Genomic DNA, 22,095 nt, shown 5'->3' with positions numbered 1-22,095 from the left:
AGGCCTGCAGTTCGCGCACGTGAGCAGGCCTGTGCCCTGACGGCCGTTCGTTGCGAGGACGTCGTAGTCTCCTGGGCCGCGACGATCTTCAGGACGAGCGGCATGGAGGGGTAGAACTGTGATTCGGGGCGGGCGGTGGCGGCGCAGGGGATCGTCGAGGCTGAGCGGCGGCTCGAGATGACGTTGCCGCCGAGCTGTGTGCGGTTGCTGTCGACGCGGATGCTTTACTGACCTTCTGGGGTCAGGGTCACTCGTTGGTGCAGGTCACTGATACGAGTGATTCCCGGCGGATCGGTGTTCGTGCATTGATGGAAGCATGCGCTACGGCGATGGTGGTGGGGTCGGACGGCAGGGGCGTGCGCGGCGTGAGCAGGTTCGTCTTCGGGCGGCGCGGATGTTCGCTGATGGGATGAGCGGTGCGCAGGTCGCTGCGGCGTTGGAGGTGTCGACGAAGTCGGCGTATGCGTGGCGGCGGGCCTGGCTGCGTGGTGGTGAGCACGCTCTCGCGTCGAGGGGCGCGCCGGGTCCTGACCCGGTGCTGTCGGCGGAGTTGGTGGCCAAGTTGGTCCGCAAGCTCGACGAGGGCCCGGCCGCGGCGGGTTGGGACGTCGACCAACGCTGGACCTTGGCCAGGGTCCGCACGCTGATCGGCCGGATGTTCCACATCACGGTCAGCATCGCTACCGTGGCGGAGATCCTGCACCGTGCCGGGTTCACGCCGCAGCAGCCGGTGCAGCGCGCCGCTGAACGCGATGAAGCGGCGATCGAGCACTGGCGGCGTCATCAGTGGCCCGCGGTAAAAGGGTCGCGCGCAGGCTGGGCGCGTGGATCTGCTTCATCGACGAGTCAGGTCTGACCCTTCGACCAGCCCGGGCCCGGACCTGGGCCCCGCGAGGGCAGACACCTGTCGTGAAGGTCGCCGGCCGCGGCGGACGCCGGGTCTCGGTGGCCGGGATCGTCGCCTACCGCGCCGGCCGGCAGCCGCGGATCATCTACCGCACGATGCTGCACCGCGGCCGCAAAGGCGAACCGAAAGGCTTCACCGAGCAGCATTTCGCCGCTTTGCTCGACGCCGCGCACCAGCACCTGGACGGCCCGATCATCGTCGTCTGGGACGGGCTACCCGCCCACAAGTCCGCGAAGATGCGCGCCCTGATCGCTGCCCGGCCCTGGCTGCGCGTCTACCAGCTTCCCGGCTACGCCCCCGAACTCAACCCGGTCGAGAACCTGTGGTCCAGCCTCAAACGCAGCATGGCCAACCTCGCCGCCGGCACCATCCATGACCTGCTCCGCACCGCGAAGCACCGACTCAAGGCCATGCAGTACCGGCCCACCCTCGCCCACGGCTTCCTCACCACCAGCGGCCTGAAACCACCCTGACCCTGACTCCAGAAGGTCAGTAGGGTGCATGTGGCCCGGCGCGTTAAGCGATGTGGCCCGGGGCATGTCAGCCAGTTCGGCGATCGAGGGATCGTCGTCGGCAAGGTGGCTCATGCTGTCGATCAGCACCGCTCCGGGCTGGTTCGGGTCGTTGACTCCGTCGCCGACGAGCCAACTGTTGTCATCAGTGTGGACAACCTCTCGGGCCGGCTCCGCGCCGGTGGACACGGTGCGCTGTACGACCGCCCCGAGCTGGTGCGGAAAGCGGCCGCCTGGGAACGGAAACTCGACGTCGCGGTACAACTCGTGAGACACGCCGCGAGTCTGCCTGATCACGTGTAGGCACGGCGCGTTGACGCCACCCGGTCTTGTCGGCGCAGTGCCCTCATCTGCCGCTGTCACGGCGCGGACGTCCACCTGCGGGTCCGTCACCGACCGTAGCAACGTGTCGGTGGGGTGAGCAGCCGAACATGCCGAATGCAGTGCACGTGATCTTGGCGTTTCAGGTGCTGTCCAGTGTCTTTGTCTGTGCGTTGCTTGTGGCTGGAAGGCGACGGAGCGTCGCCGCTGCTCGGCCTCGACGGCCCGGCGCGATTCTCCTGACGGCGGCATGCGTCGGGCGACGATCGGATCATGGTGCTTGGGTTGTCCGAGGTCGCCGCCGTGCTGCAGACCACCCCACTGGCGGCACTACCTGTCGAGGGCGGTCCGAGCGGCGCGCTCGTGGCATCGGGGATCGCTCCGGACGGGTCGCAGATGCGTGGCGCGCGGCGTATGCGTTGGCTCCTGTGACGGGACGATGGCCCGGCAGGACTCCCTCGAGTCTCAGGCGGTCACCGTGACGTGGACTGTCCACGGAACCTGGGGTGACGGGCACGGCGTGGGCTGGTGCAGGCAGGTGTTGTCGGTGATGGTCGACAGGTCGGTCCCGGCCGGTGCGCCGGCGGTGTAGCGGGCGACGAGCGGCTGGCCGGTGGGGTAGCCGCCGGTGACGTCGCGCTGGATCAGGATGCCGGGGGTGGAGAGCCTCGGTGGCTGGTACATGCTGGGTAGATTCACCACGAGCAGGTCGCCGACGTGCAGGCTCACGCTGCGCGTGTTGTCGGCCTGGGTGAGGGTACGGTCTGGCCGGTCGAGGGTACGTCGACGACGTTGACGTGCACCGTCCACAGCGCGATGGGCACGGCACACGGCCGCGGGTCGTGCAGGCAGGCGTAGTCCGAGTGCGTGGTGACGTCGACCGAGCCCGGCGCGGCCGCGCGGTACAGCGTGGCGAGGGGTTGCCCGCTCGGATAGCCGCCACTCGCCGAGACCTGGGCGAGTGCGGTGCCGCTGACCGTGGGCGTGAGGTACTCCGATCCGAGGCTCACTCCGAGCGTCTGCCCGACGTACAGGGTGAGGGTGCGGCCGTTGTCGGACCGGGTGACGGTGACGTCGGCGCCGGTGGATGTGCCCGCGGCGTCGTTCGTGCAACTCGGCGTGGGGGTCGAGGTGGGACCGGCGAGTTGCATGCCCAAGGTGGTCGACGCGCCCGGCGCAAGCGCCCCGTTATATGGGGCGTTGACCGCGATCGCCGTGCTGCCGGTCGTGGTGACGGAGGCGTTCCACGCCGACACGACCCGCTGGCCGGCGGCGAGTGTCCAGGTCGCGGACCATTTCGTTGCGGCCGACGTCGACGTGTTGGTGATCGTGACGGTGACGATCTCACCGCCGGACCACTGCGTGTCGACGTGTGCGGTCGCGCTGCACGAACCTGCCAGGGCGGGCGCTGCCGCACTGCCGGTCATGAGCGGCGCGCCATCGGCCATGGCCGGCGTCATCATCAGCGCGAGCGCACCGGTGCTCACGGCGACCCCGACAATGGCCAGGGCTGCGGAACGCCCGGAAACAGCCATGACACGCATCCTTCCCTGCGGTGGGACGAGAACCGGCGTGCGCCGCGGTCGACGGCATCGTCGGGCCCTGCTGACCCGAACCATAGGAACGTCCGGACAGCGCGTCAACGTCGGATCGCCGAGCGTCGATGCAAGGCGTTGCCGCGCGCCGCCCGTCGTGAAACTTCCACGGCTCCCAAGGCCGGTCCCGGCCGGCTCGGAGTGGGTCGGCGGGCCGGGTCAGCGGCCGGACGTGACGTTCGCGGCGCCCATGGGCGACATCTGATCGAGCGCCACCAACTCGAAACATGCTCCCGACGAGGACGCGGTGTGCAACTTGGCAACTCGCCGTCCAAAGTAGACGCCCAGGCAGCCAGGGCGACGATCATGGCATCCGCTCATGCCGCCGGTCGGGCGCTACGGCTCGCCGGTGATTGTCACGCTCCGTACGCCCGCCAGGCGACCTGATCTGCAAGTCCGCGCACGCTTGTGGCCGATGACCGGACGTCGAGCCGGCCGCGCCGGAGCGCCAGTGACGCACGGCATCCGCCTGCCGGAGGTTGGTGAGCCGTCGGGCTGTGGGGAACGATGCGACTCAGTACACGTATTGGTCGCAATCGAGCCGAAGATCGAGTTTGGCCAGCCGGCGCGCCGTCGCCGCGCGCTGAGCGAAAGCGCGGGGGTGGTCACGAGTTCCTCGCACGGGAGCTGTTCATCGTTGACCAGCCCGACGCGACCCCGTCCTGCCCACACGGACGCCTGGGCCGGCGCTCAGTCCACGTCGGCCGGGATCGGGTCGAACGATGTCCCGTCCGCCAGGCCGACCTCGTGCAACTGCCCGTCCCGCACCAGGTACACGAAATTGTGTCGGGTCCGCGCGGCGAAGTCGGCCCGCTGCTCGTCGGTCCAGTCGTCGCGGTGAGTGCGGGGGTACTCGGCGTGGTCCGGTTCGGTCAGCAGCCGGACCACGTAGACGGCGTTGGCGCGCACCTCGATGCGCCACCGGTCGTCGGGCCACTCGCCCTCGGCCTCGATGACGCCGTCGACGACGTGGTCGAAGGTGAACCTGTCCAGCGCGGGCGGATACACCCGGCCCGCCACCGGGTCGACCCGCTCCCGCGCGACGGTGGCATCGGGCTTCAGAAACGTGTGCACCAGGTACCCCATCCAGAGATCGGCCTCGTAGAACTTCTCGTTCTCGTTCCAGGCGATCGCGGTGCCGTCGGCGGTCGGCGCCCACTTGCACCAGTACCCAGGTTTGCCCGGGTCCGGGGCGCCGTCGATCTCGTCGCCGTAGCCGAGGGCGTAGGGGCCGGTGGACCGGGGCTCGTGCCTGGTCTCGGCGAACGCCAGCAGGTAGTCGACCTCGTGCTGGTTCAGCGCAGGAGCGATCGTCACCTGGCCGGTGAACGTAGTCTCGTAACCCACGACGGTTCCCTTCCACGATGCGTCGCACGTGTATACCAAGGCACTCGATCATGCCGGGTGCCGTGCACGACGTTGACCACCAGGACGGCTTGATCAGCTGCGCGCACATGCCGCGATCAGCTCGCTATGGAACGTCACGGCAAGTTGGGTCGCCCGGCTCCGCACCGGTAGGTCGCTGGCGAGGTTTCCGTTGTTCGCGGTTCCTTTTCCAGCGACCCCCGGCCCGAACCCGCCGTGCCGGTTGTCCCGGCAACGGGCTCTCCAGTGACTGCTACGTGAGCGTGTTGGCAGGTTGCCGGTGGTGGATGCTGTTGTGGCAGGGTGGGCAGACGATCAGTGTCTTGCGCCGCATCCTGGCCATCTGTTGCGCCCATACCGGTTGTGTTCGTCCCGGGGTCGCGAGTTGGGCGAGTTTGGCGACCTGGTGGACTTGCACCTGGGCGCGTTGCTCGCATAGTTCGCACCAGCCTCGGCGCAGGCGGGCGAGTAGTTCGCTGCCGTTGCGTCGGCCGGCCAGTGGGGCGGGTTGACGGTCGTCGAGGACCGCTTTCCTCTGCCGTTTGAGGGGGATACCGCCGAACCGTGTGGCCCGCGGTTTCCTGTCGGCGCGTTCGACCGTGGCTTGGAAGCACACCCGTCGCCCTGCGGGGGTGTCGATGGTGGCCTGGTACTTGTCGGCCATCTTCGACACGGTCGAGCGGTGCTTGCCGGCCAGGGTCTTGAGCATGGAGGTCAACATGACCCATTGCAGCCGGTTGAGCCTCCACACATCCTGCGCGGGCAGGTAGTACTGCAGATAGCCGCGCCACTGTGCCCCGTACCTGCCGATGATCTCGTGATCGGGGTGGTTCAGCAGTTCGGGGCGCAACTCGGGTTTGCCGAGTTTCATGAACGCGGCGCTCTTGGCAGTGATCACGTCCCGGGGGACGCGCAAGGCGACCTTCCCGTTGGCCGACCGGTGACCACGGGTGGTCTTGTGGTCGGCGTGTTGGACGGTGATCTCGTAGCCGAGGAACCTCGCCGCGCCGGTACGCCCATGAGTGATGAGCGTCTTGTCCTGGTTGAGTTCCAGCTTGAGGTCATCGCGCAGGAACTGCGCCAGCCGGGCCTTGATGTACTCGGCTTCCTGTCGTGGTCCGGTAAATCCCAGCAGGTGATCGTCGGCGTATCTGGTGTACCGGAGCCGCCGGAAGTCGGGATCGCGGGGGTTGCCCCGCGGCAGGGTCCGCAGCTGCTGCCGCAGCTGGCGGACTGCTTCGACGTCGCGGCGACGCCGGGCGCGCTCGATCGCGGCTCTCACCCGCCCGTAGGCCGGGTTGTGTGCCCGGCTCACGCCTCGGGTGTACTCGGGGATGAGCTGTGTTTCGACAAACTGGTCCAGTCGGTCAAGATAGATGTTACTCAATACCGGCGAAGCCACCCCGCCCTGCGGAACACCGGAGAGGGTGGCGTTGAACTCCCAGTCCTCAAGGTACCCGGCGTGCAGCATGTTACGCAGCAGCCGCAGGAACCGGTTGTCGTGGATGTGCTCGGCCAGGATCGACAGCATGACCTCGTGGTCGAAGCTGCCGAAACAGTCGGCGAGATCACCCTCGATGAACCAGGTTGTCCCGGACCAGCAGGTCGCCACCTCGGTCAACGCCGTGTGACACCCCCGACCGGGACGGAAACCGTGTGACCGGGCGGAGAACCTCGGTTCGTAGTACGCCTCCAACAGCAGCCGCACCACCTCACCGACGAGCTTGTCCGCCCATGATGGCAGACCCAACGGCCGCAACTTCTTCCCGTCCTTCTTGGGAATGTAGACACGGCGCGCGGGCATGAACCGGTAACGTTCGTGGCGCAACGCATCGATGATGCGCCCGATCCGGCCCAGGGTCATGCCATCGGCGGTCTCCCCGTCGACCCCGGGCGTCATCGCGCCGTGGTTGGCGTAGATGCGCCCGTAGGCCATCAGGTACAGGTCCGGGTTGAACAGTTGTCGATACAGCTCGGTACACGGCAGGCCACGCCTACCGCGCTCACGCAGGACATCCAGTACCGTTTCGGCGTTCTGCATTACGCATACCTCCCGGAATCGTGGTGTCCGATCACCTGGCCCCCTTCGCCCTGTGTCCGGCTCTCCCGGACCCCCTGGCAGGTCGTGACTCCTGGTAGGGTGGGCTGCCCGACGAGGTCCCAGCGAATCTGGGCCTTTTCCGGGCAGCCTCCCTCCGAACCCGGCGTGCCCGCTTTCCAGGCACCGGGCTCTCCAGCGATTACGCCGCGTTCGCGACCGGGTTTGCGTGGATCCAGCCATGGCAGGGTGCGCAGACGATGAGCGTCTTGCGTCGCATCCTGGCCATGACGGTGGCCCACGCGGGCTGGTCCGGTCCTGGTTTCCCGAGCTGTCGCAGAGCGGCGATCTGGTGGACAACCACCGTGGCGCCGGTCTCACACAGCTCACACACCCGCTGGTGGAGCCGAGCGAGTAGTTCCTTACGAGGAACACGGACCGGGACCGGGGCAGGGTCGTTGATGACCGCCCGCCGGTCTTGCCGCAGGATGATCCCGCCGAATCGTGCAACCAGGTCCGGCTTGCCCAGCCGTTTCCGTCTGGCCTCGAAGCAGGTCCGCAGCCCGTCGCTGGTGGTGGCCTTCGCCCGGAAACGGGCGGCCATCTTCGTGACGGTGGACTTGTGCTTGGCAGCCAGGGTTTTCAGCATGGACGTCTCGGCGTGCCAGCGCAGCGTGCCGAGCCGCCAGACGTCCTGGGCGAGTAGGTAGTAGTTGACGACGCCACGGTATTCGGCTGCGTAGACCCGGACGATGTCGTAGTCGTCCTGGTTTTGCAGCCGGGTCCGGCGCGACGGTTTGCCGTGCTGCCGGTAGCGGGCGCACTGGGCCTTGACCACGTCCGGCGGCACCCGCAGCGCGATCCTGCCATTGACCGATCTCCGGTTTCTGGTGATCTTCGTGCTGGAGTGCTGGACGATGATGTCGTAGCCGAGGAACCGCGCCGGCTGGGTGCGGGCGTGGCTGATCAGGGTCTTGCTGTCGTTGAGTTCGAGTCCGAGGGTCTCCCGGAGGAACTCCGCCAGCCTGGCCTTGATCTGCTCGGCTTCGGCCCTCGGCCCGGTGAACCCCAGCAGATGATCATCCGCGTACCTCGCATAGCGCAGGCGGCGGTAGCCCGGGTCCATCGGGTCGGTGGAGGGGAGCATGCGCATCTGCTTCATCAGGTGCCGGGCCTGTGCCCGGTCCCCGCGTCGCCGTGCCCTCCTGAGCAGAGCGTCTATCTGCCGGTAGGCGGGATTGGCGGCCCGAAGCGCTCCCCGCGTGTACTGCGGGATCAGTTTCTGCTCAACAAATGTGTCGAACTTGTCCAGGTAAACGTTCGAAAGGATTGGTGAAACCACGCCGCCCTGCGGGCATCCGCTGAGCGTGTCGTGGTATTCCCAGTCTTGCAGGTACCCGGCTTTGAGCATGTTTCGAATAAGCCGCAGGAACCGTTGGTCCTGGATCTTCTCCGCCAGTATTCCGAGAAGAATATCATGATCAAAGCTCCCGAAACAGTCGGAGATGTCACCCTCGATGAACCACGTTATCCCGCTCCAGGTGTTGTTTATCTCCCGCAGTGCGGTATGACACCCTCGCCCTTTCCGGAACCCGTGGGACCGGTCGGAGAACCGTGGCTCGTACATCGCCTCAAGGAGCAGGCGAACCACTTCACCAACCAGCTTGTCGGACCATGACGGCATGCCCAGAGGCCGTAGCTTCCCATTCTTTTTCGGGATATAGACGCGGCGGGCCGGGGAGAACCGGTACCGTTCGTGCCGCATCGCCTCGACGATCTGGTCGATCTTGTCCTCGGACATGCCATCAGCGGTTTCCGCGCTGGCCCCGGGTGTCATCGCCCCCTGGTTGGAGTAGATGTTCCCGTACGCCAACAGGTACAACTCCTTGTTGAACATCTGCCGGTACAGTTGCGTGAACGGCAGGCCCTTCCTGCCGCGCTCGCGGAGAACGTCAAGTACCACTACGGCTTCCTGCATTACGCATCCCTCATGGTTGCTTCCCGTTCATCGCCTGTGCCCCTTCGCCCTGTGGACCGTCATTAGCGGTCTCCAGATTGGGCGGACGTTACCCCGCCGACTACTGTGGGCACTCCGTCGCCATAGGACTCGCGTCCCGTAGGCGATCCCATGTTCATCACTGCTGTACGTGTCGAGCGCGATTTAGGCGTCCCGTCCGTCTCCTTGAATGCCCTGACAGGGCATCGCTCCAGCACCCCAAGAGGATTGCAGCGAGTTAGTCGCCAACTCGCCGCAGGGGCCGGTACCGGTTTCAGGCGTCTTTCCGGTAGGTTCCGTATTGCACCTTCTGGAGACTAGGCTTCAGGCAGTATGGCTTTCACCATGTCGCGCGGATCCCCCGGCACGCCACCCCATACGCCTGGGCATGAACTGCCGGTTTCCTGGCATGCTGTTGTCCCCGACTACCCTTTCAGGGCCGGGTCAGCCATCAGATCCAGAGACATCTCCTCCCGTCTCTGCCCGCTGCACGGGCGATACACCAGTGCACCTCATGGCGCACCGACTACTACGAGGCCTCCGTCGCCATAGGACTCGCGTCCCGTAGGCGATCCCGCGTTCGTCCCTGGTGTACGTGACAGCGGAACGTAGGCGGCCCACTCATCTCCTTGAATGCCCTCACTGGGCATCGCCCTGTGCCCCGAAGGTTGCGCCGGCGAATCCGGAACACCAGCGCACGGCACGGCACCGGCTTCGGGCGTCTTGCCGGTGGATGTCGGCTTGCATCGTCTGGAGATTGGGCTTCGGGCAATCCAGCTCTCGCCATATTCCGCGGGTCCCGCAGCGCACCGCCCCTGACGCCTGGGCGCGACCACTGCTTTCCTGGCATGCTCTTGTCCCCTTCACCTTTCGGATCCAGGTCAGCCATCAGACCCAGGAACCTCCCTCCGAGTTCCTCCCAGCTGCGCTGGGGATACAACAGGACGCCTCGCGGCGCAGCGAACATGCCGATGTGCGCGCACCCGACCAGATTGGTCAGCCCTACGGACACACCTTGAGCAGCACGGAGGTCAGGGCTGGCGCGGCCGTCTGGATCTGGGCGATGTTCGCCTGGCCGGTGCCGAACTGCTTGAGCTGACCCAGGAACTGCGACACTGCCGATCTCAACTCCGGGTCATTGACCTGGCCTGCCACCGGCTCGAGCTTGCCGGCCCACTCGGTGGCAAGCTTCCGGGCGTCCGTGAGTGCCGCGGCGCCGCCGGCTGAGTCACCGCTCTGGGCGGCCTGCCCAGCCTTCTGCAACGCGGCGATGACCTTGTCGAAGTACTGCACCTGCAACGCCTTGATCGGCTCACAAGCAGCCTCCCCGTCCGCCACCGACGGCGACGCCGCAGTTGTGGCCGCCGCGGACACCGCCGCATCGGTCGCCCCGCCCTCGTCCGCACACCCGGCGCCCAGTGCCAGCACCGCCGCGGCAACCCCTGCAACCATGAAGATCCGCACCGCTTCGTACCTCCCCGTCGTCATCGAAACGGCGCGAGCATATAGAGCTCGGTTCGTCGCCCTCCGACGAGGGCAAGGTCGGTGACACCTGGCTGCGTCAGCCCACGCGTCCTGCGCCTGGCAGAACACATCCCTCAACCGCCGCTCCCTCCGACGGGATGGCGAGCGTGAACCCCAAGCACCAACACGATGATCGGATGCGCGGAAATGCCGCTGATCGGGCGCCACGGGATCGTGATGGACTTGCGGCTGCGGTTGGAGCGCGTCCGGTCGCCGCTTACGTCTCGGTGAGCTCGGCCAGGCTTTGCAGGAAAGCTCCGGACCCTCTCGGCAGGAGTTCGTCGTATCGCGCTGTTGGAGGTGGCGGCGGCGTCTCGTGTATGCCGTACTCGGGTGGTGTCTGCTCGACCCGGCGCCGCAGTGCCGTGCGAATCGCGTCGTCGCCGTGCCATCCGCCCACCATGGTGAGCTGGATGTACTCGCTGTCCATCCCGGTGGTGAGTCCGAGGTCGGGCTCGCCGGGGTCGAGGCGGCGCAGCAGGCCGGCCACGTCGGTCAGGCCGAGATCGTCGCACGCATTGATCGCCTCGCCCCATGATTCCGCCGGCGTTTCGGTGAGGGCGGAGCCGAGGCCGCTGCTCATGGCCTCGTTGTGGAAGCCCAGCAGGTACGCCAAGCGTTGAACGCCGGCCGGTGGGTGGCTGGTCCTGTCCGCGTGACCGGCGATCGTCATGAACTCATCGCCTGCCTGGTCGAGAAGGGCCTCCGCGATGTCGCGGACCAGGTACTCACCGCGGTCGGCCACCCACGACGGGACCGGGCGCCAACTGTGCGCGGTGCGCAAGGCCTCTGGACCGTCCGTCGCGGCCGTCCGCGCGATCTCCAGACCGCGGGATCGTGGCAGGAGCCCGCCACGGGGAATGACACCGGCGATGTTCGCGATCGTCGTCCACTGCGGTTCGCGGTCATTGAAGGCCATGAGGTCGTACCACCGGTCGCCGACTCGTAGCGCGATCGAGCACGCCGCGGCACCGTGCGGCGTCACGTCGACGCGCACGTCCGGATCGTATGACCAGGACAGCGTCGCGGAGTACGACCGCAGCGTTACGCGCACAGGTCAGCCGCCCGTCGGTGCCGGGAGCGATCCCACAGAAGATGAAGATGCACAAGGAGGGTGCGGATTCCGGCCACCGGCACAACGAAAGGGTACGGCCCACGGCCGACGAGCGGTTCCACCCATGCCGCCGAACCCGCATGATCACGCTTCCGAACATGCCGCACAGATCGCGCCGCGCCGACACGAAGATCGTCACGCAGTGTTGCTGGCCGCGGCCGCTGGCAGCCCGCTCCCGGACCGCCCGGTCCGGGCGATCGGCATCTTCGCCGGCCCGCCGGCGGACGACGTGATCGAGGAGTTCCACACCCGGCGCCAGCTGCGGCTCGCACTCGCCATGTCGGTCACGGCGGCGGTGATTCTGGCGTCCTTCCTGCTGTCCGGTGACGCCGACCCGCCGCAGGGGCTGGCAGGCCCGGAGGGAGGCATGCCCAGCGTGACCGGTCCCGCACAGCCGGACTGGACGAGCGAGCCTCCCGTCGATCCCGGCACCGGCGTCGGTCCGTCCACGGACACCGGAAGCGGTCCGTCGACGGACACGAACCCGGATCACCGGGTCGAGTCCGACGCCATCGCCGGACGTCCGGGCAACGCCACAGGCGATGGCGGTCAGGCCAACCCGGCACCCGGCGGCACGACCGCCCCGCCGGCCGCTGGCACGCCCGCCACCACGACGTCGGCGCTGGTCGCCGTCCGCCTGTCCACCCTCGGCGGCGTCGTCGTCGCCGGCTGCGCAGACGGGAAGGTGAGCGTCGTCGAGGTGCTGCCCGCCCCCGGCGCGAAGGTCGTCAGCGTCCAGGGCGGCGCCCGTGACACGGCGCGTGTGGAGATCGACCTGCTCGCCGTCCACCTCCGCCTCAACGTGCGCTGTGTCGCCGGTCTCCCCGTCGCTACCCCGATCTGAAACGTGTCCAGGGCCGCCCAGGGGAGCGCCGGAACGCGGTGAAGACGAGGGCCGGGCTCGGTCTTCAGATGGCGGTGGCGAGTTCGGTGAACGCCGCGGCGATGCGGGGCCCGCGTCAATCACGTACGGGTCGAACCGCGACGGCACGTCGAACGCCGCAGCGGTCTTCAACAGTGCCGGCGCGTACGACGGGACCTGCGGCGGCTGGACCTTCGGCACTGTGCGATCCGATGCCGCCGCCGAACCGGCGGAACTCCCATCGGTTACCGGTCAGTAGCATATCGTCGGCGTATCGGAAACCGGATACGTGCCTGCAACACCCCGCCGCCTTGACTGGACGGCGTGACCTACAGCGATCAAGCACGAGCGTCCCGCCGCACCAGAGCGCCGGCGCCGTCCCCCGCCGCGCCGACGACGGGAATCACGATGTACGGGTGCGGGCAGGACGAGGGCGCCTTGTTCCGGGCGATGGCGCCCCGCTTCGGCGTGATGCCGACCATCACGGAGGCGGCGGTGTCCGAGGCCAACGTCCACCTCGCGTCCGGAAACCGGTGCATCAGCGTCGGCCACAGAACGCACGTCGCGAACTCCACGCTGCTTGCGCTGAGCCGCGCCGGCGTCACGTACGTCTCGACCAGAAGCATCGGGTACAACCACATCGACGTGGAATACGCCGGGAGCGTGGGCATCTGCGTGGAGAACGTCGCCTACTCGCCCGACAGCGTGGCCGACTACACCCTGATGCTGATCCTGATGGCAGTGCGGAATGCGGGAACCGTCGTCCGCCGTGCGGATGTCCACGACTACCGGTTGCCCGAGGCGCGCGGCAGGGAACTGCGCGATCTGACCGTCGGGGTGGTCGGCACGGGACGCATCGGCGCCGCGGTCATCGACCGGCTGCGTGGTTTCGGCTGCCGGGTGCTGGCCAACGACAGCCACCCGACGACCGCTGCCCGCTACGTCGCGCTCGACGTACTGCTGCGGCAGAGCGACGTCGTCACGCTCCATACCCCGCTGAACGCGGACACCCGTCATCTTCTGCATCGCCGGCGTATCGAGCTGATGAAGCACGGCGCGTTCGTCGTGAACACCGGACGCGGTTCGCTGCTGGACACCGAAGCGCTCGTCGCGGCCCTGGAACGCGGCAGATTGGGCGGCGTGGCGCTGGACGTCCTCGAAGGGGAGGAAGGCGTCTTCTACGAGGACTGTGGCAACAGACCCCTGGACAACCAGCTGCTGCTGCGACTGCGGGCGCTGCCGAATGCGTTGGTCAGTCCGCATATCGCGTACTACACGGACCACGCCCTGAGCGACACCGTGGAACAGTCCCTGATCAATTGCCTGAGGTTTGAAAGCAGGAGCCGGCGTGGATAGGTTGAAGATCGGAATCATGTTCGGGGGCAGTTCCGAGGAGCACCCGGTCTCCGTCAAATCCGCGCGAGAGATCGCGAAGGCCCTCGACACCGGCAGGTACGAACCGTTCTGGGTCGGGATCACGAAGGACGGCGCCTGGAGGCTCTGTGACGGCCCCGACGCGGACTGGGACGACGGCAGCTGCCGCCCGGCCGTGCTGTCACCGGACCGCAGCGTCCACGGGCTGCTGGTGCTGGAGCACGGAAGGTACGAGACGATCAGGCTGGACCTGGTGTTGCCCGTGCTGCACGGCACGCTCGGCGAAGACGGTGCGATGCAGGGCCTGTTGGAGCTCTCCGGCATCCCCTACGTGGGCTGCGACGTCCAGAGCTCCGTGCTGTGCATGGACAAGTCCCTGGCCTACGCCGTCGCCGGAAGCGCGGGCGTCGCCACGCCGAACTTCTGGACGGTCGCGGCGAACGAGAACATCGATCCCGACCGGCTCACCTTTCCCGTCTTCGTGAAGCCGGCGCGCTCGGGATCGTCGTTCGGCGTCAGCAAAGTGTCCCGCAAGGAAGAGCTCGCGCCTGCGGTGGACAGCGCTCGGCAGTACGACTCGAAGGTGCTCATCGAGGAGGCCGTCGTCGGCAGCGAGGTCGGTTGCGCGATCCTGGGCAACGACCCGGACCTGATCGCCGGCGAGGTGGATCGCATCGTCCTGTCGCACGGATTCTTCAGGATCCACCAGGAGCGAGCGCCGGAGACCGGTTCCGACAACTCGACACCGGTCGTCCCCGCCGACATCCCGGCCGCCTCACGCACGCTGGTCCAGGACACAGCGAAGGTCATCTATCGCGCCCTGGGATGCCGGGGGCTGTCGCGGGTCGACATGTTCCTCAAGGAGGACGGAACCGTCGTGCTGAACGAGGTCAACACCTTGCCCGGCATGACCTCGTACAGCCGGTACCCGAGGATGATGGCGGCCGCCGGGCTGCCGCTCACCGAGGTGATCGACCGGATGGTGTCGCTGGCGTTGACGGGAAAACAGCAGTGAACGACGACTTCGTCTTCGTCGACGAGCTGGTGCCCGGAATCCGGTGGGACGCCAAGTACGCGACGTGGGACAACTTCACCGGAAAACCTGTCGACGGATATCTGGCCAACCGGATCGTCGGCACGACGGCGTTGTGCGCGGCCCTGGACAGGGCGCAGGAAGCGGCCGCGTCCCTCGGCTTCGGCCTGCTGCTCTGGGACGGGTACCGCCCCCAGCGCGCCGTGGACTGCTTCCTGCGCTGGTCGCAACAGCCCGAGGACGGCCGGACGAAACTGCGGCACTACCCGAACATCGAGCGGCACGCCATGTTCGAACAGGGATACGTCGCCGCCAGGTCAGGCCACAGCCGCGGCAGCACCGTCGACCTGACGCTCTACCACCTGGGTACCGGTGAGCTGGCTCCCATGGGCGGTGACCACGACCTGATGGATGCGATCTCCCATCACGGGGCGGCAGCGATCACGCCGGCCGAGGCGGGCAACCGGCACCACCTGTGCTCCATCATGGAGACCTCCGGCTTCGACCGCTACGACCGCGAGTGGTGGCACTACACGCTGCGGGACGAGCCCTACCCTGACACCTACTTCGACTTTCCCATCACCGAGTCGAGCCGGCGCAGGCAATTGGCACGGCGGTGACGGCGCCGCGCGTCGTGGTCGCCGGCGGTCATCACGTACCGGTGTGCGCCGGCGCGGCGGGCAGCCGGACCGTCACGCGGAGCCCCCCATCGGGGCGAGGGGTGAGGGTGAGTGTTCCGTCGTGCGCTTGGGCGATGCTCTTGACGATCGGCAGGCCGAGGCCGACACCCGGGTGACCGTCGCGGATCCGTCCGGTGCCGCGCTGAAACGGCTCGACCAGCGTGGAGACCAACTGCGGGGAGAGCTGCTCACCGGTGTTCTCGACCGTGAGCACCACGGTCTTGAGGTGCACGCTCGTCGTGACCCACACCGTGCCGCGCTCGGCCAGGTTGTGCAGGATCGCGTTGTGCACGAGGTTCGTCGTCATCTGCAGCAGCAGCGCGTGGGAGCCGACGGTGGGGGTGATATCGCCGGAGGTCTCGATGGTGAGGCCACGCTTCTCCGCTAGCGGGAGCAGCGTCTCAGTGGCCTCCTCCGCGATGAGGGACAGGTCGACGTGCTCCCGGATGAACGACCGCCGGTCGGCGCGGCTGAGCAGGAGTAAGGCCTCGGTGAGATCGATCGCCCGGGTGTTGACGAAGTGCAGGCGATCGACAAGTTCGCTGGTGTCGCGGCTCGGATCGTTGCGGGCCACGTCCAGCAGTGTCTGCGTGATCGCCAGCGGGGTGCGCAGCTCGTGGGAGGCATTGGCCGCGAATCGCTGCTGCTCGGCGACCTGCGCCTCGAGCCGCGCGAGCATGGCGTCGAAGGCGTCGGCGAGCTCGCGGAACTCGTCCTTGCGGCCCTCCAGGTAGATCCGGTGGGAGAGCGACCCGTTCGCGGCCACGCGGGTGGCCTGGGTGATGCGAGTCAGGGGCGCCAGCATGTGACCGGCGAGGATCCACCCTCCCAGGAGGCCGAACACCAGCAGGAACACCAGGACGACGGCCGCCTTCGGGGCGAAGGCGCGCAGCAGATCGGAGCGGCTCGGTCCGGTCAGCAGCGGGGTCGAGGGCTCCATCGGCCGCCGGCCGGGTTGGGTGACCACATCGGGCACGTACCGCAGCAGGAACACCCACACGGTGGCGAGCAGCAGGACGCCGGCGAGCATGAGGAATCCGGCGTAGCTGGCGGTGAGTTTGACCCGAACGCTCACACCGGGCGGCCTATCCACGGTCCACTCCCTCACACCCGACTCCGGGTGCCGTGTCGATGCGGTAGCCGACACCGGCCACGGTCGCGATGATCCACGGTTCGCCGAGGCGTTTGCGCAGCGCCGAGACGGTGATGCGCACGGCGTTGGTGAACGGGTCCGCGTTCTCGTCCCACGCCCGTTCCAGCAGCTCCTCGGCGCTGACGACACCGCCTTCGGCGCCGACGAGCACCTCGAGGACGGCGAACTGCTTCCGGGTGAGCGCGACGTAGCGGCCGTCGCGGTACACCTCACGGCGGAACGGATCCAGCCGCAGGCCCGCGATCTGTCGCACCGGCGGCCTGCTGTGCGCCCGCCTGCGGTCGAGTGCCCTGAGCCTGAGTACGAGCTCGCGGAGGTCGAACGGCTTCGTGAGGTAGTCGTCGGCGCCGAGCTCGAACCCGGAGGCCTTGTCGTCGAGCCGGTCGGCGGCGGTGAGCATGAGGATCGGCATGCCGCTGCCGGAGGCGACGATGCGCTTGGCGACCTCGTCGCCGGACGGGCCGGGGATGTCGCGGTCGAGGACGGCGATGTCGTAGGCGTTGACGCTCAGCAGCCCCAGCGCCGTGTCACCGTCACCGGCGATGTCGGCCGCGATCGCCTCCAGGCGCAGCCCGTCGCGGATGGCCTCCGCCATGTAGGGCTCGTCCTCGACGACCAAGACACGCATGCTTCCGATGCTACGAGCCGGCACATATCGTCCGCGTACGGAAAACCGGATACGGGCCGGCAGGCCTCGCAGACACCTCGCCGTCGGCCTGGTCAGCCCGCCGGCGACCGACGCGACGCCGAACACGGCCACGACCGCGGCGGCCCAGGACGCCTGGCCCGCCTCCTCGAGCGTGGCGACGATGGCAAGGTCGACGCCGCTGAGCAGCGTCGTGGTGCCGGACCCCATCGTCGACGCGCACAGGATCACCACCGCCGGGCCCCACGATGTGCGCCAGCTCGCCCTGCAACGACTCCAGCGCGAACGCGGCCCGGCGCTGGCCCGCGGCCGGAGATGAGCACGACTCGGAGCGGCCGGCTCCGCGGTGGTGGGCCCTCCCGGACTCCCGGGAGGACCCACGTCACCGGTGGCTCAGCCGCTGCCGCAGACCGCGCCGTTGAGGGTGAACAACCCCGGTGGAGGCTTCGCGAGTCCCAAGGCGGTGGTGGCGTTGAATCCGAGCATCACCGTCGCTCCCGGTTGGATGCGCCGGTTGTAGGTCTCGTTCGTCGCCGTCACCGTCGCGCCGTCCTGGGTCGTCTTCGCCATCCACGCCTCGCGCAGCACCGGGTCGGTGGCCCACGCGAACCGTAGCGTCCAGCCGTCGACCGTTGTGGTCCCGGTGTTGGTGACCTCCACCTGGCCGGTGAAGCCCGACCCGTCCTGCCAGCGGCCGTAGTCGATGTATCGCACGGTGCAGGCGGCCACTGCCGGCGCCGCTGTGCCCTGGTCGTCGAGGAATGACGCCATCCATGCCAGCGCGGAGTTCCAGTTCACCGCCACCTCGTTCGTCGCGTAGGACTCGATGTGGTCGACGTAGCAGAACATCGGCTTGCAGCCGCGCAGGAGCTTCGCCGCGTACGGGTCGTCGAGGCCCGCGTTGGCGCCACCCGCGAGGGAACCGGCCGGCGGGTGCGGCAGCCGCTCGTCGGCCTGGTTGGCGAAGATCCTGCTGTGCTGGTTCTGCGACGCGTGCTCGCCCCACCCGGTCACGTACGACTGGTTCAGGGCGTTGCGGCCGAAGATGTAGTCCATCGCCTGCACCGCGCCGTCGCGGAACTCGGCCCGGCCGCTCAGGTCGAACGCGGTCGCGAGCACCACCGCGTTGTTGATGACGTTGCTGTTGCCGCCCCAGAAGTAGGCGCCCGCGTCGCCGGGCATCGGCAGCCCGTACGCCTGGCCGCGGAGCGTGGTCAGGTACCGGCCGGCCGCGTCGAGCACGGACTGCCGGATCCTGTTGCGCTCCGCAGTGGACAGTCCACTGGGGACGGTGGCGAGGTCGAGCCGGCCGAGTGCGGCGGTGGAGCCCCACCCGAAGCCGGAGCTGGTGAACACGTCACCGGTGTGGTGCCGGGAGGCGGTCACATCGCCGAGGTAGCCGGCCTCCCCGGTGGTGAGGTACAACTCCGCCGCAGCCCAGTAGAACTCGTCGCTGACGTCACCGTCGGCGTAGGTCCCGCCGCCGTTGCCGTCGTTCGGGTCGGCGAGCACCGCCGGGTGCTGCTTCGCCGCCGCGTACGCGGTGCGGGCCGCGGTCAGGCAGCGGCGCGCGTACACGGTGTCGTACGGGGCGAACAGCCGGGCGCACTGTGCCGCCGTCGCGGCCAGGTTCAGTGTCGCCGCCGTCGACGGCGGGTGCAGCTCCCGCAGCTGCGGGTCGTCCTGCGGCTGCATCGGGATGCCGGTCCACGCCTGGTCGTGCACCTTGTGATGGGCCATCCCGGCGAGCGGCTGACCGGCCGGCACCTGCATGCGCATCAGGAAGTCCAGTTCCCAGCGCGCCTCGTCCAGCACGTCGGGGATGCGGTTGCCCCGCTCCGGCACCCGCAGCGACCCGTCGCCGAGGGCTGCGCCGAACCGGCCGGTCGCTGCGGTCTTCGTCCGCTCGTAGGTGCTGAGCAGCTGCGCGGTGGCGATACCGCCGTTGACGACGTACTTGCCGTGGTCGCCGGCGTCGTACCAGCCGCCGCGCACGTCGAGCCGGTAGCCGCAGACGCCCGCCTGGCACGGCACGTCGGTGTCGCCGCGGTTCGGCGCGACGCCGAGGTGGCCGGCGGGCCTGGCGTACTGCTCACCGACGAGCCCGCCGTCGATTGCGATGCCGCTGCGCTGGATGTAGAAGAACTGCAGCGCGTCGGAGCGCAGCCGCCGGTACAGCTCGGCGGAGATGTCGAACGGGTGGCTGGTCTCGCCGTCGGCGACGAGCGTGTACCCGGCGCCGGGGCGGGTGAAGCCGCTGAAGTCGACGGTGTGCACGTTCTGCCCCGAGGCGGCGTCCACTCCGCGGGGTGTGGTCGTGCCCGACGCGACGAGCGCCCCGGCCGCGTCCCGCAGCTGCCACGGCAGTGCCTCGGTGCGGGTGGTGACGATGGTGGCGGCCTTCGGGCCTGCCGGCAGGTAACCGACCTGGTTCACCCGTACCCGCGGGCCGGTGTCCGGCACATACGGCTCCTCCGCCTCGCCGCCGACGAGCGACACGTCGTCGAGGCAGAAGGTGAGGTCGGTGGCGCCGCCGCCGAGCTGGAACGCGACCTGCCCCTTGGCGCTGTCACCGGCGCCGGTGAACGTGTAGGAGTAGCTCTTCCACGCGGTGTCCAGCGTCAGCGCCTGCGCCAGGCTCGCCGTGTACGGCTCCTCGCCGAGCTGCACCGCGGCGCGGACCGACGCCGCCGAGCTGCCCTTGGCGCGGAAGCTCAGCGTGTACTGGGCGCCGGCGACCAGCGCCACGTCGTTCTGGCCGACGCCGGCGTCCCACGGGTTCGCCAGGCCGCCCGGCACGGTGGCGCACAGCGCGCCGTCGGTGACCCCCGTGTTCGAGGTGCCGTAGGAGTACCAGGCCAGCGTGCCCTCGTCGAACCGGCCGTTGTCGATCTGCTCCGGGCCGCCGCCGGGGTCCTCGCCCGGTTCGCTGGCCAGCGACACGTCGTCGAGGCAGAAGGTGTACGCGGAGGCGGCACCACCGAGCTGGAAGGTCAGCGTGCCGTTGGCCGAGTCGATACCGCCGGTGAACTCATAGGTGTGGGTGCTCGGCTGGCTGGTCAGCGCCACGTCGTGGCTGGTGACGGTGGTCCACGGTGCCTCGTTGAGCTGCACGTTGGCCTTGACCGTCACCGGCGCGCTGGCCTGCGCGGTGAACCGCAGCGTGTACCGGGCACCGTCGGCCAGCGGCACGGCGTTGTGGCCGATGCTGACGTCCCACGGGTTCGCAGCGCCCGCCGGGACGTCGACGCAGAGCCTGCCGTCGCGGGCGGACAGCGTGGTGCCGCCCGCCCACCAGGGGTCCGTCCCGTCGGTAAACGTGCCGTTCTCGATGTGCTCGGTCGGCGCCGCCCACGCGGCGTCCGCGAACAACGGCAGGCCGGCGAGCGGCAGCAGGACGGCGACCAGCGCCGCCGCGCGTCCGCGCCATGTGACAGATCCGGTCACGGCGGTCCTTCCCCCTGGCAGAGTGCCACGCCGGTCGGCGGGCAGCCGGATGCTGGCAGGGGCGCCGCACCAACGTCAATCAATCGCGGTGGATGGCGTGCGCGGCCCGTGCCGACCGGCGCGGTGACGATGAAAGCGCCTGAAAACGATCATCAGCCGTCGGTGAGGACCTCGGTGGGTCACCTTGGACGTGGTCAGCGCCCGGCGGGCCGAGACGAGTACCTCGACGGCCTGGCCGTCAGGCTGCTTGTGCACCGGAGGTGCTGGTCCGCCGCCGCCGGACCGCGGCACTGAGGATCCGCCGGCCGCCGCGGGCGGCGCCGAGGAGCGCGAGGGACGACGGCACGACCGCCACCGCCGGGGCGGCGAGGGTGCGCAGGCCGTCGGTGCGCACCGGGCCGCCCAGTCTCGGGCCCCCTCGACCTTCGGACGGCCGATGTCGGCGCGGCCGGCGCGTGCTTCGACATTCTGTATCCGGGCGACGGTCGGCCGGCGGATGACCTAATGGCGCCATTTCACCGGTCGACACCCACGTCCCCCGGAACCGGAACGGTAGGCGACGAGACGGTCACGGGCTACCGGCCTGCCTGCCCGTTGCCCGACGCGATCCGTCCCTACGAGTCCGGCCCTGCGTCGGGGGTGTGGCGGGCCAGACGGTCCTGGAGCCGGGCGTGGCGGAACTGGTAGACCGAACCGACCACGCGGAGCACGCCGCGGCGGTGGGCGTCCGCGAGAAATGCCATGCCCCGGACAGGGCCGTGGCCGCGGGCGCGCAGTTGCAGGAAGAACAATGCCGTCCGCCAGGTCGTGGACACCGCCAGGGCCGCCGCTATGGTCAACGCCACGCCGACCGCCACGGCGGTGACGAGCCCGACGACCGCGGCGACGACGAACGGGTCGTGTCTGATCATGGCCATCGCGTCCGTGATCCCGGCGGCCAGACCCACGGTTGCGCCGAAGACACCGCCGACGGCGAGGCTGCGGCGGCGGTCCTGCCGCCACGCGGAGGCCGGGTCGAGCACCGCGGCGACCCTCATGGCCGCGGTGGCGAAGCCGTCCACCAGCCCGAAGGCCACGACGAACGTCAGCCCGATGACCAGGCCGGTGGTCAATCCCGCGGAGGTCCCGAGCGCCACGCCGGTGGCGAACCCCACGGGCAGGCCCCGTGTGAGTCCCGTTCCCAGCGTTCCGGCTATGCCGGCCTGCGGCGGCAGGGCCTCCGTGTGGCGCTGCGCTCCGGCCCGCGACGTGAAGGCCGTCGCGGTCCCCGCGGTAACCGCGGCGGCAACGCCGATGACGAGCCCGGACGGCCCGAGAATCGGACCGACGGTCAGCGCGGTGGCGATCCCGGCGGCCAGCGCGGACACCAGGCCCATGGCAGGGCTGAACCGGGAGCCGCGGAACCCGGTCAACCCACTGACCGGGGATTCCCGGCGCTCCTGCGCCAGGCCGATCGCCGCGCCGAGTAGGATCCCGACCATCGCAGCCGGCGGGGGGTCGATCGTGTCGCGTTCCCCGAAGTCCTCGG

At 68.8% G+C, this 22,095-nt stretch carries 20 protein-coding genes; 8 read left to right on the top strand and 12 right to left on the bottom strand.

Annotated elements, in window-relative coordinates; translation table 11 throughout:
* Window positions 1–316 precede the first annotated feature (316 nt).
* The 3 genes from OHA72_RS57590 to OHA72_RS57580 are packed head-to-tail and all read left to right on the top strand — an operon-like array spanning window position 317 to window position 1,722.
* Complete coding sequence (locus OHA72_RS57590; RefSeq protein ID WP_327004281.1) at window positions 317–856, top strand: winged helix-turn-helix domain-containing protein; 540 nt, start codon at window positions 317–319, stop codon at window positions 854–856.
* Complete coding sequence (locus OHA72_RS57585) at window positions 787–1,380, top strand: IS630 family transposase (protein WP_327004282.1); 594 nt, start codon at window positions 787–789, stop codon at window positions 1,378–1,380. The genes OHA72_RS57590 and OHA72_RS57585 overlap by 70 nt, the downstream gene beginning before the upstream one ends.
* 24 nt (window positions 1,381–1,404) lie before the next feature.
* The gene (locus tag OHA72_RS57580; protein WP_327004561.1) at window positions 1,405–1,722 is read left to right on the top strand and encodes a hypothetical protein; all 318 of its coding nucleotides are present in this window, start codon (window positions 1,405–1,407) and stop codon (window positions 1,720–1,722) included.
* Between the two features lie 483 nt (window positions 1,723–2,205).
* On the opposite strand, the gene OHA72_RS57575 is transcribed toward OHA72_RS57580, so the two are convergent.
* The 7 genes from OHA72_RS57575 to OHA72_RS57545 all read right to left on the bottom strand — a co-directional run bounded on the left by OHA72_RS57575 (window position 2,206) and on the right by OHA72_RS57545 (window position 11,255).
* The gene (locus OHA72_RS57575; protein ID WP_327004560.1) at window positions 2,206–2,469 is read right to left on the bottom strand and encodes a hypothetical protein; all 264 of its coding nucleotides are present in this window, start codon (window positions 2,467–2,469) and stop codon (window positions 2,206–2,208) included.
* Window positions 2,466–3,275: a cellulose binding domain-containing protein gene (locus tag OHA72_RS57570; RefSeq protein ID WP_327004559.1), complete on the bottom strand. Its 810-nt coding sequence runs from the start codon at window positions 3,273–3,275 to the stop codon at window positions 2,466–2,468. The genes OHA72_RS57575 and OHA72_RS57570 overlap by 4 nt, the downstream gene beginning before the upstream one ends.
* Before the next feature lie 750 nt (window positions 3,276–4,025).
* Complete coding sequence (locus tag OHA72_RS57565; protein WP_327004558.1) at window positions 4,026–4,682, bottom strand: hypothetical protein; 657 nt, start codon at window positions 4,680–4,682, stop codon at window positions 4,026–4,028.
* A gap of 271 nt (window positions 4,683–4,953) precedes the next feature.
* The gene (locus tag OHA72_RS57560; RefSeq protein ID WP_327003212.1) at window positions 4,954–6,741 is read right to left on the bottom strand and encodes a reverse transcriptase/maturase family protein; all 1,788 of its coding nucleotides are present in this window, start codon (window positions 6,739–6,741) and stop codon (window positions 4,954–4,956) included.
* A 199-nt stretch (window positions 6,742–6,940) separates the two neighbouring features.
* Window positions 6,941–8,716 (bottom strand): reverse transcriptase/maturase family protein, encoded by a 1,776-nt coding sequence (locus OHA72_RS57555; RefSeq protein ID WP_327004557.1) that lies wholly within the window; start codon window positions 8,714–8,716, stop codon window positions 6,941–6,943.
* A 1,020-nt stretch (window positions 8,717–9,736) separates the two neighbouring features.
* Window positions 9,737–10,198 carry a hypothetical protein gene (locus OHA72_RS57550; protein WP_327004556.1) on the bottom strand — a complete coding sequence of 154 codons (462 nt, stop codon included), beginning with the start codon at window positions 10,196–10,198 and terminating at the stop codon, window positions 9,737–9,739.
* 277 nt (window positions 10,199–10,475) lie between these two features.
* The gene (locus OHA72_RS57545; RefSeq protein ID WP_327004555.1) at window positions 10,476–11,255 is read right to left on the bottom strand and encodes a hypothetical protein; all 780 of its coding nucleotides are present in this window, start codon (window positions 11,253–11,255) and stop codon (window positions 10,476–10,478) included.
* Between the two features lie 259 nt (window positions 11,256–11,514).
* Between OHA72_RS57545 and OHA72_RS57540 the strand changes: the two genes are divergently transcribed.
* From OHA72_RS57540 to vanX, 4 genes are all read left to right on the top strand, one after another.
* Window positions 11,515–12,216 carry a hypothetical protein gene (locus OHA72_RS57540; RefSeq protein WP_327004554.1) on the top strand — a complete coding sequence of 234 codons (702 nt, stop codon included), beginning with the start codon at window positions 11,515–11,517 and terminating at the stop codon, window positions 12,214–12,216.
* Window positions 12,217–12,642: 426 nt separating this feature from the next.
* Window positions 12,643–13,590, top strand: coding sequence for a D-isomer specific 2-hydroxyacid dehydrogenase family protein (locus tag OHA72_RS57535; protein ID WP_327011872.1), 948 nt, complete (start codon window positions 12,643–12,645; stop codon window positions 13,588–13,590).
* A complete protein-coding gene (vanA-Sc, locus tag OHA72_RS57530; protein WP_327011871.1) occupies window positions 13,583–14,623 on the top strand; it encodes a D-alanine--(R)-lactate ligase VanA-Sc in 1,041 nt (346 codons plus the stop codon). Before OHA72_RS57535 ends, vanA-Sc begins: the two co-directional genes overlap by 8 nt.
* The gene (gene vanX, locus OHA72_RS57525) at window positions 14,620–15,261 is read left to right on the top strand and encodes a D-Ala-D-Ala dipeptidase VanX (RefSeq protein WP_327004553.1); all 642 of its coding nucleotides are present in this window, start codon (window positions 14,620–14,622) and stop codon (window positions 15,259–15,261) included. Before vanA-Sc ends, vanX begins: the two co-directional genes overlap by 4 nt.
* Window positions 15,262–15,292: 31 nt before the next feature.
* Here vanX and OHA72_RS57520 read toward each other — a convergent pair whose 3' ends face one another.
* Window positions 15,293–16,396: a sensor histidine kinase gene (locus OHA72_RS57520; RefSeq protein WP_327004552.1), complete on the bottom strand. Its 1,104-nt coding sequence runs from the start codon at window positions 16,394–16,396 to the stop codon at window positions 15,293–15,295.
* Between the two features lie 10 nt (window positions 16,397–16,406).
* Window positions 16,407–17,102: a response regulator transcription factor gene (locus tag OHA72_RS57515; RefSeq protein ID WP_327004551.1), complete on the bottom strand. Its 696-nt coding sequence runs from the start codon at window positions 17,100–17,102 to the stop codon at window positions 16,407–16,409.
* Between the two features lie 181 nt (window positions 17,103–17,283).
* On the opposite strand from OHA72_RS57515, the gene OHA72_RS57510 reads away from it, so the two are divergent.
* Window positions 17,284–17,439: a hypothetical protein gene (locus OHA72_RS57510; protein ID WP_327004550.1), complete on the top strand. Its 156-nt coding sequence runs from the start codon at window positions 17,284–17,286 to the stop codon at window positions 17,437–17,439.
* 74 nt (window positions 17,440–17,513) lie between these two features.
* Here the strand turns inward: OHA72_RS57510 and OHA72_RS57505 are convergent, their stop codons facing one another.
* The 3 genes from OHA72_RS57505 to OHA72_RS57495 form a co-directional block, all read right to left on the bottom strand.
* Window positions 17,514–20,567 carry a glycoside hydrolase family 9 protein gene (locus OHA72_RS57505; protein WP_327004549.1) on the bottom strand — a complete coding sequence of 1,018 codons (3,054 nt, stop codon included), beginning with the start codon at window positions 20,565–20,567 and terminating at the stop codon, window positions 17,514–17,516.
* A 238-nt stretch (window positions 20,568–20,805) separates the two neighbouring features.
* The gene (locus OHA72_RS57500; RefSeq protein ID WP_327004548.1) at window positions 20,806–20,961 is read right to left on the bottom strand and encodes a hypothetical protein; all 156 of its coding nucleotides are present in this window, start codon (window positions 20,959–20,961) and stop codon (window positions 20,806–20,808) included.
* Window positions 20,962–21,181: 220 nt separating this feature from the next.
* Window positions 21,182–22,048: a hypothetical protein gene (locus OHA72_RS57495; RefSeq protein WP_327004547.1), complete on the bottom strand. Its 867-nt coding sequence runs from the start codon at window positions 22,046–22,048 to the stop codon at window positions 21,182–21,184.
* Between the last annotated feature and the right edge of the window lie 47 nt (window positions 22,049–22,095).

The sequence above is a fragment of the Dactylosporangium sp. NBC_01737 genome (genome assembly GCF_035963215.1).
Classification (GTDB): Bacteria; Actinomycetota; Actinomycetes; order Mycobacteriales; family Micromonosporaceae; genus Dactylosporangium.
This window is presented reverse-complemented; position numbering and strand designations above follow the sequence as displayed.